This is a genomic window from Pseudomonas sp. NPDC090203 (assembly GCF_044746765.1).
GTDB lineage: Bacteria > Pseudomonadota > Gammaproteobacteria > Pseudomonadales > Pseudomonadaceae > Aquipseudomonas > Aquipseudomonas putida_AD.
In genome coordinates this window covers 417,959-427,885 of the sequence record NZ_JBIVCV010000005.1, presented here as the reverse complement: position 1 = coordinate 427,885, position 9,927 = coordinate 417,959, and the positions used below count along the sequence as shown (strand labels likewise).

Genomic DNA, 9,927 nt, shown 5'->3' with positions numbered 1-9,927 from the left:
ATTCTGGCTCGCAAGCTCGCCCGCGTCGCATTTTCCCTGATGCAGAACAAGGACGCATACCAGGCAGGAAAGAGGGCTAAAAAACTTTGCCCTCAGCCATAGAATCTCCCACAGGGATCGGGGCGGGCTTGGGATTGAGGCTCAGACAAAAACCCCGTAGCAGTCCGGCTTGCCGGCGGGGGCGGCCTCAAGATCGACCCGCGGGCAAGCCCGGCTGCTACGGAATCGGGGCGGGCTTGGGATTGAGGCTCAGACAAAAACCCCGTAGCAGCACGGCTTGCCGGCGGGGGCGGCTTCAAGATCGCCGTCGCCGGTAAGCCGGACTGCTACGGGACTGCGTGGGTTTACGGATTGATCTTCTGTGGTTCGGCCTGGGCCGCGCTGCGGTGGCGCATCCAGGCTCCGACTGCCAGCACCAGCGCGGCACCGATGGCACTTGCCAGGTAGTGCACCCAGCCGGCATCGACGAGCCAGGCATCCAGCGCACGATCACCCGGGACCATGCCACCGGCGATCCAGCCGATCAGCGCTCCACCCAGTTGCACGACAATCGGAAAACGCTCCATCGCCGCCAGCACCAGACGGCTGCCCAGCACGATCACCGGAATGCTGATAAGCACCCCCGCCGCCACCAGGTAGATATTGCCGTCCCCCGCCGCCGCCACGGCCAGCACGTTGTCCAGGGACATCACCACGTCAGCGACGATGATGGTCTTGATCGCCGTCCACAGCCGCGTGCCGCCGTCGATTTCTTCATCGCCATCGTCCTGATGGGCCACCAGCTTGATCCCGACCCACAACAGCAGCACCGCGCCCACCAGCTTCAGGTACGGCAACGCAAGCAACTGCATGGCGAAGAACAGCATCACCACCCGCAACACGATGGCCCCGAGCATGCCGCCATAAATGGCCTTGCCCTGCAGGTTGCGCGGCAGCTTGCGGCAGGCCATGGCGATGACCACGGCGTTGTCACCGCCCAGCAGCAGGTCGATGGCGATGATCTGGGCCAGTGCGGTCCAGATGGCGGGGTCGGTGAACCAGGACATGTACAAACCTTATCGAACGAACAATGGAAAAATGCCGGTGGCTAGGGACACCAACAGCAGGATCAGGCTGTTGATGACCGACCATTTGAGGGTGAAGCGCTGATTCTCGGCATAGTCGAGCTTGAGCATGCTCACCACCAGGTAGGTCGACGCCACCAACGGGCTGAGAATGTGTACCGGCTGCCCGACCAACGAAGCACGGGCCATTTCAATGGCGGTGATCCCATGATGCTGGGCAGTTTCGGCAAGGATCGGAAGGATACCGAAATAAAACACATCATTGGAGACTAACCAGGTGACCGGGATGCTCAACAGAGCGGTAATCAATGCCATGAACGGTCCGAAACTGTCAGGAATGACCCTGAGCAAGCCCGTCGCCAGGGCATTGGCCATGCCGGTTCCGCTGAGCACGCCCGTGAACACACCCGCCGCAAAGATCAGGCTCGACACGGCCAGAATCGGCGGCGCATGCAGGGCCAGTTGTTCCTGCTGCTCCTTGAGGCCCGGGAAATTCACCACCAGCGCCAGGCACGCGGCGATCATGAACAGGTAGCTGAGCGGAAACAGCTCAAGACACAAACCGAGGATCAACAGGCCAGTCAACGCCCAGTTGAAGTAGAAGCGCCAGCCGCCCCCGCGATGATCCCCCAGCTCCGAGAAGTCGCCATTGACGTCGATGGCGCCGCCCAGCCGCGCACGCTCGCGGCGGCCAAACAGCCAGGCCAGCACGAAGGTCCAGGCCACGCACGCCAGCATCGCAGGCAGCATCGGCACGAACATCTCTCCCACATCCACATGCATCGCGGTGGCGGCGCGCGCCGTCGGGCCGCCCCAGGGCACCATGTTGCCCAGCCCCGAAACCTGCAACAACAGGCAGCAGACCATGGGCAGCGACAAACCCAGGCGCTTGTAGATGGGCAGGAACGCCGACAGCACGATCATATAGATAGTCGCCCCGTCGCCATCCAGCGCGACCACGAACGCCAGCAACACGGTGCCGATGAAAATCTTCACCGGATCGCCCTTCACCGCGCCGACGATCCGCGCCACCAGCGGGTCGAACATCCCGGCCTCGGTCATGGTCAGGAAGTACAGCATGGCGAAGATCATCAGCACGCCGTTGGGCGCGACCATCTTCAGGCCATCGATCACATACTTGCCAAGCTCAGCGTGAAAGCCGCCAATGAGCGCGAATACCGTGGGAATCAGGATCAGAGCAGTCAACGCCGACAGGCGCTTGCTCATCAAGAAATAAATGAAAGACAGCAACATCAGGGAGCTGAGGATCATCAGCATGGTCGTTTCCTGTTTCTTATAGTTGTACAGGTCGATGACGCCTGACCGGCAAGGTCAGGCGCCCGCAGCGTCGGGTCGAATCAGACCGGCAAGCCTTTCTCCCGCAACAGGGAATCGAAACGCTCGGGGTTGGCAGTGCCCAGGCGATTGGTCTCGCGGATGGCCGCTTCGCGATCCAGGTGCGCAAGGGTCTTGGGCAACAGGGCGGCGGCATCCTGGGCCGGGATCGAAATCACCCCGTCCGCGTCACCCAGCACCAGGTCGCCCGGCAGCACGCACAGACCGGCGCAGGCAATCGGCACGTTGATCTCACCCGGGCCATCCTTGCTCGGGCCGCGGTGGGTGTGCCCTGCGGCGAACACAGGAATCACGCCCTCGGCAAGCTCTTCCAGATCGCGCACGGCGCCGTCGATGACGATGCCACCCAGCTTGACCCGCAGCGCCGTGGTGCGCACCAGTCCGCCAATGACCGCCTGGCTGACGTCACCGCCACCGTCGATCACCAGCACGTCGCCTGGCTGCACCATCATCAGCGCCTTGTGCACCATCAGGTTGTCGCCGGGACGAACCCGCAGCGTGAACGCCGGGCCGCAGAGTTTCAGCGACAGGTCGCCGTGATAGACGTTCAGCCCACGGGCGCCGATGCAGCGGCCCATGCAGTCACCGGCGACGGCCACCGGAATGGCGCGAAAGGCCTCGATCAGCTCGGCGCTCAGGCTCTCGACCCGAGGGTTGATGCGATAACCGGCCGGCCATTGTTGTTGAGAAGTGGAAGACATAAGGCGCTCCGGATCAGTGATTGACGGTGTTGGCATTCAACACGGCAGGATTGATGCAAGCCGAGGGTGCGACAGGCGTGCCGTTGAGGTAACAGAGGACGTTCTGCGCCGCGCCCTGCGCCATTGCGGCCAGTGCCGCCGGGGTCGAACCGCCGACATGGGGGGTGAGCACCACGTTATCCAGGGTCAGCAAGGGGCTGTCCGCAGGCAGCGGTTCGACGGCCATGGTGTCTAGGCCGGCAGCGTACAAGCGGCGTTCACTCAAGGCTGCGATCAGCGCGGGTTCGTCGATCACCTCGCCACGGGCGGTGTTGATGAGCAGCGCGTCCCTGGGCAGCAGCGCCAACTGCGGCGCGCCGATGAAACCCCGAGTTTGTGCGGTCAGCGGCACGTGCAGGCTGAGTACCTGGCTCAGGGGCAGCAGTTCCTGCAACGAGGTCACCCGCTCGGCGCCGTCGAGCTCGGCGCTGTCAGGCAGCAGCGGGTCATACACCACCACCGACATGCCGATTGCCTGGCATGCACGGGCCACCCGGCGAGCCACCTGGCCGAGCCCCACCAGGCCCAGTGTGCGGCCACTCAGTTGCAGGCCGTCCTGCGCCCGGGACCAGCGACCGTCGCGCAACTCGCGGTCCATCCAGTTGACCCGCCGTGCGGCGGCGAACATCAGCGCCAGGGTCATTTCGGTCACCGACTGCGCGTTGGCACCCGGCGTCACGTACACCGGGATGCCGCGGGCCGTCGCCGCATCGACGGCAATGTTGCTGACGCCCACGCCATGCTTGGAAATCACCTTGAGGGTCGGGCAACCGACGATGGCGCGCTCGGTGAGGTCCAGGGTGCGGGAAATCACCGCGTCCACCGGTTCGTTGAGCATCAGTTGTTCAATGTCGGCGGCGCCCTGCCCGGCAGGCACGAACAGCACGCGACAGCCGTGGGCATTGAGCAGGTCGAGGCCGGCCTGCGCCAGTTTGGGCGCAGTGACCAGAATGGTATGTGGCATAAGCGTGATATCTCCGGCTTATTGTTTTTTTCGCCCGTGTGTCGGGCATGCCGTGAGTATCACTGCCACAACCGTTGCTATCTATTGGTGAAAATTCAAGCATTGATTCCTGGGAGGAAAGATTCAGCCGTCGCTGTTTTCTTCCCGCAGGATCTCGATGAAGCGTCGCGTGGCAGGGGAAAGAAAGGCTCCGGCGCGATGCACCACGCCAAACCGGCGAGACATGGTGGTGGCAGGATTGGGCAGTTCCACCAACCCGTTATCCAACCTGCCGGCCTTCAGGCTTTGCCGGGAGATAAAGGTCAGAAGGCCGGTTTCGACGATCAGGTTGGGCACGGCGGCAATCGAACTCGTGGCAATCGCCACCTGTGGCGCAGGCAGGCCATGGGCAGCGAACACTGCGTCCAGCCATTGCCGGGTGGCCACCGAGCGCGCCGACAACACCCAGCGGTAGCCGCACAGTTGCTCGATGGACATCGGCCCGCTGGCAAGCGGATGCCGGGTGCTGGCGGCGACCACCACTTCATCGAAGCCGATGGGCAGCTCCAGCAGGTCATCGTCGCGTGTCCCCAGGGGGCCGATGACGATGTCCAGTTGGCCTTTGCGCAGCGCGTCATGGAGCACGTCGTTCATGCCGATCTGCAATTCCATGACCACTGCCGGCGCCTGTTCCTGCAACACGCGACAGGCCCGCGGCATGGTCGAGTCGGCCATGGTCGCTGCGGCGCCGACTCGAATGGTGCCCGCCAGGCCTTTGCCGAGGGACATCGTCTGGCGCTGGGTTTCATCGAGCATGCGCTCGATCTCCACCGCACGCTCGCGCAACAGCTGCCCGGCGTCGGTCAGGCGAATGCCGCGCCCTTCCCGCTCGAACAATTCTGCGCCGTAGGCCGCCTCCAGCCGGTCGACACACTTGGACAGCGCCGACTGCGAGATATGCAGCGCTTCGGAGGCGCGCCCCAGATGCCCAAGCTCCGCGACCCTGGCGAAATACGCCAGGTCACGAATCTGCAGATTGATACTCACGGCTCGCCATCCCAGTAATCCAGCGTGCCTTCCTTGCGCTGCACCACCCGGAACACCCGCTCATCATTGACCGACGCGGCGGCCAGGTATTTGCCCGAATCCGGGTACTCGCACACTTCCGGCGCTTCCCGGGTGCTGATGGACAGGTATTTGAGCGGCGCGTCGGAGGTGTTGATGATCTGGTGCGGGTACTCGGGGCCCGGCGGAATGAACATCACATCGCCGGCCTTGATCGGCAGCATCTGCCCGGCGACACGCAAGCTGCCGTGCCCCTCGATGACGATGAACATCTCCTCCTGAGCGTAGTGAAAGTGATAGGGGCAGGAGCGTTTGCCGGGGGCGACGATGTCGATCGACGCGCCGAGTTTCTGCGCAGCAGTGCCGGCGCCCAAGCGTGCAGCCAAGGTTTCGTACAACGGGTCGCGCCGCTCGGCCTCAAGCGGGACCTCGTTGAAATTGCGGATCAGCAACGCGGCCAGTGAAGTGTTGGTGTCGGTCATGGCGGCTCCGGATTCAGCGCGTGGCGACGATGAAGAGACGCGGGAATGGCAGCAGCACCGTACCGTCCGGCAACGCAGGGTACGCCTGGCTGATCGCCTTCAGGTATGCCGCAAGGAACGCCGCCTGCTCGCCCTCCTCCAGACGTTGCAAATAAGGCCGCAACGCCGAGCCCTTGAACCACTCGACCACCGCCTGATGCCCGCCCGCCAAGGGGTGGTGATAGGTGGTGCGCCACACATCGACCTCGGCGCAATGGGGCACGAGCAACTCGTAATAGTAGGCAGCCGGGTGACGATCCGGGTGTTTCACCGAACCGGTCTTGCTCGCCCAGGGACCGTTGGCGGCCACTTCCCGAGCCAGGCGATGAGCCGGCTCCTCAAGGTTGTCAGGGGTCTGCACGGCCAGCGTGCCGCCTTGGTTCAGGCGTGCGGCCAGGCGCGGATACAGCTCGGCGTGATCAGGCAGCCACTGCAGCGAGGCGTTGGCGAGGATCACGTCATAGGTCTGCGCCGGGTTCCAGGTGCCGATGTCGGCCAGCTCGAAGGAGAGATCCGGCAGGCGCTGGCGGGCGTCGGCGAGCATGTCGTCCGAGCTGTCGAGCCCGGTGATTCGCGCATCGGGGAAACGTGCGGCCAACACCTCGGTGGAGTTGCCCGGGCCGCAGCCCAGATCGATTGCGTGTTTGACGACTTGCGTGGGGATCGCAGCGACCAGATCGCGCACCGGGCGGGTGCGCTGCTGTTCGAACATCGAATACTGCCTGGCAGACCAACTCATCGGGCTTGTCCTTTTTATCGAGGAGGATTGCCGGTGAGGGTAAGGCGTGAGCGGCCCAAGTACAAATGAAGAGCCGCAGCATCGTCCTCGTTTCTCGTTCGCACCGCCCGTCACTTCATTTCAAATAGTGACTTGCATGATGAAAGTCATCATATTAGATTACACCCATCATTTCACAGCAGCCTCATGCGCTGGAGATCATGGCCATGAAAAAGAAAAGCTTCGCCGACATGCCCTGTCCCATCGCCCTGAGCCTTGAGCATGTGGGTGACTGGTGGAACATCCTGATCCTGCGCGATCTGTCCTACGGGCTGAGCCGCTTCGACGAATTCGAGAAAAGCCTGGGCATCGCCTCCAGCACCCTGACCCGGCGCCTCACTGCGCTGATCGAGTCCGGGCTGGTCGAGCGCCGCGCCTACAGTGACAAACCGCCCCGCTACGACTACCTGCTCACCGAGCGCGGCCGTGATTTCCGTCCGGTGGTGCTGACGCTGATGAAGTGGGGCAACAAGCACTTCGCGCCCAACGGCACCAAGGTCGAGCTGTTCGATGACCGCAACGGCGAGCCTGTGGACATGGTGCTGGCCGACGCCAACACCGGCAAACGCATCAGCCTGCTTGACCACAACCTGCGTTATCTGGGCCCCGCCAGCAGCCTGTCTGCCTGGCGCATCGAAACCGGTCGCGCCCGTCGCGAGGCCTACCGCCAGACCCTCAAACCCACCCAACCCCTTTCGCTCGACAGGTAATCCTCCATGAACCAGCCACACACCATCACCGAGCCGGCCACCGCCGTCCCATCGCCAAAGCCCGCTCGGGGCAAACGCCTGATCCTGCTGTCCCTGGGTGCCGCCGCCGTGATCGGCGGGGTCTGGTTCGGCAGCCACTGGTGGACGGTCGGGCGCTTCATGGAGTCCACCGACGATGCCTATGTCGGTGGCGACGTGACCGTCATCGGGCCCAAGGTTGCCGGCTACATCACCGAACTCAAGGTGCAGGACAACCAGTTCGTCCACGCCGGTGACCTGCTGGTGAAGATCGACGACCGCGATTACCGCGCAAACCTGAACAAGGCCGAAGGCGCGGTAGCGGCGCAGGAAGCCCTGCTGGCCAACCTCGACGCGACCGAGCAACTTCAACACGCGGTGGTCAGCCAGGCCAAGGCCGGGATCGACGCCGCCAACGCCGAAACCGTGCGTTCCCGTGACGATCAGGTGCGCTACCAGACGCTGTCGGCCCGCTCGGCAGTGTCGGTGGAAAGCTTCCAGCGCGCCGACGCCACCTACAAGACTGCCCAGGCAAACGGCGCCAAGGCCCAGGCCTCGATGCTCGCCTCGCAACGCCAGCTGGACGTGATCTCGACCCAGAAACTGCAAGCCCGCGCCGCCCTCGAACAGGCCCGCGCCGAACGTGACCTGGCCCGGCTCAACGTGGGCTACACCGAACTGCGGGCTCCGGTGGACGGCGTGATCGGCAACCGCCGTGCGCGGGTCGGGGCCTTTGCTGCCGCAGGTACTCAATTGATCTCCGTGGTGCCGGCCAAGGGCCTGTGGGTGGACGCCAACTTCAAGGAAGACCAGCTCGCCCACATGCACCCAGGCCAGGCTGTGACCATCGAAGCCGACGTGCTGCCAGGCCAGGTGTTCCACGGTCATCTGGACAGCCTGGCACCGGCCACCGGTTCGCAGTTCAGCGTATTGCCACCGGAAAACGCTACCGGCAATTTCACCAAGATCGTCCAGCGGGTGCCGGTGAGGGTCTACCTGGACGGCGAAGACGGCAACCTCGGCAAGCTGCGCCCCGGCCTTTCGGTGATCGCCGAAGTCAACACCAAGGCCGATGCCACCGGTACCCAGGTCGCCAGCGCCACTGACGGGAAGACCGCGCCATGAGCGCCGCCACCGTCGCCGCACCCGCGCGCAAACCGAAGGGGCCGGTGGACGCCGCCAGCATGGCGACGTCGGCCAAGGTCCTGGCGTTCGCCAGCATGTGCCTGGGAATGTTCATCGCCTTGCTGGACATCCAGATCGTTTCCGCTTCGCTGCGTGACATCGGCGGTGGACTTTCCGCCGGCTCCGATGAAACCGCCTGGGTGCAGACCAGCTACCTGATCGCCGAAATCGTGGTGATCCCGCTGTCCGGCTGGCTGGCCCGGGTGTTCTCCACCCGCTGGCTGTTCTGCGCTTCGGCGGTGGGTTTCACCATCGCCAGCCTGCTCTGCGGCCTGGCCTGGAACATCCAGAGCATGATCGCCTTTCGGGCGCTGCAGGGTTTTCTGGGCGGCTCGATGATCCCGATGGTGTTCACCTCGGCGTTCATGTTCTTTGGCGGCAAGCAGCGGGTCATCGCCGCGTCCACCATCGGCGCCATCGCCTCGCTGGCTCCGACGCTCGGCCCGGTGATCGGTGGCTGGATCACCGACGTGTCGTCCTGGCACTGGTTGTTCTACATCAACCTGGTGCCGGGGATTTTCGTCGCCATCGCCGTGCCGATGCTGGTCAACATCGACTCCATGGACCTCAAGCTGCTCAAGGGCGCCGACTACATCAGCATGGTGTTTCTGGCGCTGTTCCTGGGCTGCCTGGAATACACCCTCGAAGAAGGCCCGCGCTGGAACTGGTTCAGCGACCAGACCATCCTCACCACCGCCTGGATTTCCGGCCTGGCGGGCCTGGCGTTCATAGGCCGGACCCTGAGCGTACAGAACCCGGTGGTGGACCTGCGCGCCCTCAAGGACCGCAACTTCGCCCTGGGCTGTTTCTTCTCCTTCGTCACCGGCATCGGCCTGTTCGCCACGATTTACCTCACCCCGTTGTTTCTGGGCCGGGTGCGCGGCTACAGCGCGCTGGACATTGGCGAGGCGATTTTCTCCACCGGGGTGTTCCAGTTGCTGGCGATCCCGGTCTACGGTTTTCTGGCCAACCGCGTCGATTTGCGCTGGATCATGATGTTCGGCCTGTCGCTGTTCGCCCTGTCGATGTGGGACTTCTCGCCGATCACCCACGACTGGGGCGGCCATGAACTGCTGCTGCCCCAGGCGATTCGCGGGTTTGCCCAGCAGATGGCAGTGCCGCCCACCGTGACCCTGACCCTCGGCGGGCTGCACCCCTCGCGCCTGAAACAGGCGTCGGGGCTGTTCAACCTGATGCGCAACCTGGGCGGCGCCATCGGCATCGCGGCCTGTGCCACGATCCTCAACGACCGCACCAACCTGCACTTCACCCACCTGGCCGAGCATCTGAACTACAGCAACGAGGCCATGAACAACTGGCTGGCAACCGCCACCGGCAACTTCGCGGCCCTGGGCCAGAACGCCGCCGACGCTGGCAGCTCGGCGCTGCATCAGTTGTGGCTGCTGACCTACCGCGAAGCCCAGACCCAGACCTACTCCGATGCGTTCCTGGCGATCATGGTCTGTTTCATCGTCGCCGTGGCCATGGTCCCGCTGATGCGCAAGGTCGCGCCACCGGCTGCACCGTCTGCAGACGCCCATTGAGAT

Annotated in this window: 10 protein-coding genes; 3 read left to right on the top strand and 7 right to left on the bottom strand. The window is 64.0% G+C overall.

Annotated features, from left to right (window positions below):
- Window positions 1–344: 344 nt before the first annotated feature.
- From ACIPO9_RS11900 to tam, 7 genes are all read right to left on the bottom strand, one after another.
- Window positions 345–1,046, bottom strand: coding sequence for a TerC family protein (locus ACIPO9_RS11900; protein ID WP_274130794.1), 702 nt, complete (start codon window positions 1,044–1,046; stop codon window positions 345–347).
- A gap of 9 nt (window positions 1,047–1,055) precedes the next feature.
- Window positions 1,056–2,342, bottom strand: a complete 1,287-nt coding sequence (locus tag ACIPO9_RS11895; RefSeq protein WP_400781055.1) for a CitMHS family transporter — start codon at window positions 2,340–2,342, stop codon at window positions 1,056–1,058.
- An 80-nt stretch (window positions 2,343–2,422) separates the two neighbouring features.
- A complete protein-coding gene (locus ACIPO9_RS11890) occupies window positions 2,423–3,121 on the bottom strand; it encodes an RraA family protein (RefSeq protein ID WP_400781052.1) in 699 nt (232 codons plus the stop codon).
- A 13-nt stretch (window positions 3,122–3,134) separates the two neighbouring features.
- The gene (locus tag ACIPO9_RS11885; RefSeq protein ID WP_400781050.1) at window positions 3,135–4,124 is read right to left on the bottom strand and encodes a hydroxyacid dehydrogenase; all 990 of its coding nucleotides are present in this window, start codon (window positions 4,122–4,124) and stop codon (window positions 3,135–3,137) included.
- 123 nt (window positions 4,125–4,247) lie between these two features.
- Window positions 4,248–5,150, bottom strand: coding sequence for a LysR family transcriptional regulator (locus ACIPO9_RS11880; protein WP_400781047.1), 903 nt, complete (start codon window positions 5,148–5,150; stop codon window positions 4,248–4,250).
- A complete protein-coding gene (locus ACIPO9_RS11875; protein WP_400781045.1) occupies window positions 5,147–5,650 on the bottom strand; it encodes a cupin domain-containing protein in 504 nt (167 codons plus the stop codon). The genes ACIPO9_RS11880 and ACIPO9_RS11875 overlap by 4 nt, the downstream gene beginning before the upstream one ends.
- A 13-nt stretch (window positions 5,651–5,663) precedes the next feature.
- Window positions 5,664–6,428, bottom strand: coding sequence for a trans-aconitate 2-methyltransferase (tam, locus tag ACIPO9_RS11870; protein WP_400781044.1), 765 nt, complete (start codon window positions 6,426–6,428; stop codon window positions 5,664–5,666).
- 206 nt (window positions 6,429–6,634) lie between these two features.
- Between tam and ACIPO9_RS11865 the strand changes: the two genes are divergently transcribed.
- The 3 genes from ACIPO9_RS11865 to ACIPO9_RS11855 are packed head-to-tail and all read left to right on the top strand — an operon-like array spanning window position 6,635 to window position 9,924.
- Window positions 6,635–7,177: a helix-turn-helix domain-containing protein gene (locus ACIPO9_RS11865; RefSeq protein ID WP_274130784.1), complete on the top strand. Its 543-nt coding sequence runs from the start codon at window positions 6,635–6,637 to the stop codon at window positions 7,175–7,177.
- Window positions 7,178–7,183: 6 nt separating this feature from the next.
- Complete coding sequence (locus tag ACIPO9_RS11860; protein ID WP_400781041.1) at window positions 7,184–8,320, top strand: HlyD family secretion protein; 1,137 nt, start codon at window positions 7,184–7,186, stop codon at window positions 8,318–8,320.
- Entirely contained in the window at window positions 8,317–9,924 is a 1,608-nt protein-coding gene (locus tag ACIPO9_RS11855) for a DHA2 family efflux MFS transporter permease subunit (protein WP_400781039.1), read from the top strand. Before ACIPO9_RS11860 ends, ACIPO9_RS11855 begins: the two co-directional genes overlap by 4 nt.
- Window positions 9,925–9,927: the final 3 nt, after the last annotated feature.

Excerpts from the sequence above, each read along its gene's own strand:
- ACIPO9_RS11890 (WP_400781052.1), bottom strand. The coding sequence starts at position 3,121 with ATGTCTTCCACTTCTCAACAACAATGGCCGGCCGGTTATCGCATCAAC.
- ACIPO9_RS11855 (WP_400781039.1), top strand. The coding sequence starts at position 8,317 with ATGAGCGCCGCCACCGTCGCCGCACCCGCGCGCAAACCGAAGGGGCCG.
- ACIPO9_RS11885 (WP_400781050.1), bottom strand. The coding sequence starts at position 4,124 with ATGCCACATACCATTCTGGTCACTGCGCCCAAACTGGCGCAGGCCGGC.
- tam (WP_400781044.1), bottom strand. The coding sequence starts at position 6,428 with ATGAGTTGGTCTGCCAGGCAGTATTCGATGTTCGAACAGCAGCGCACC.
- ACIPO9_RS11900 (WP_274130794.1), bottom strand. The coding sequence starts at position 1,046 with ATGTCCTGGTTCACCGACCCCGCCATCTGGACCGCACTGGCCCAGATC.
- ACIPO9_RS11875 (WP_400781045.1), bottom strand. The coding sequence starts at position 5,650 with ATGACCGACACCAACACTTCACTGGCCGCGTTGCTGATCCGCAATTTC.
- ACIPO9_RS11895 (WP_400781055.1), bottom strand. The coding sequence starts at position 2,342 with ATGCTGATGATCCTCAGCTCCCTGATGTTGCTGTCTTTCATTTATTTC.
- ACIPO9_RS11865 (WP_274130784.1), top strand. The coding sequence starts at position 6,635 with ATGAAAAAGAAAAGCTTCGCCGACATGCCCTGTCCCATCGCCCTGAGC.
- ACIPO9_RS11860 (WP_400781041.1), top strand. The coding sequence starts at position 7,184 with ATGAACCAGCCACACACCATCACCGAGCCGGCCACCGCCGTCCCATCG.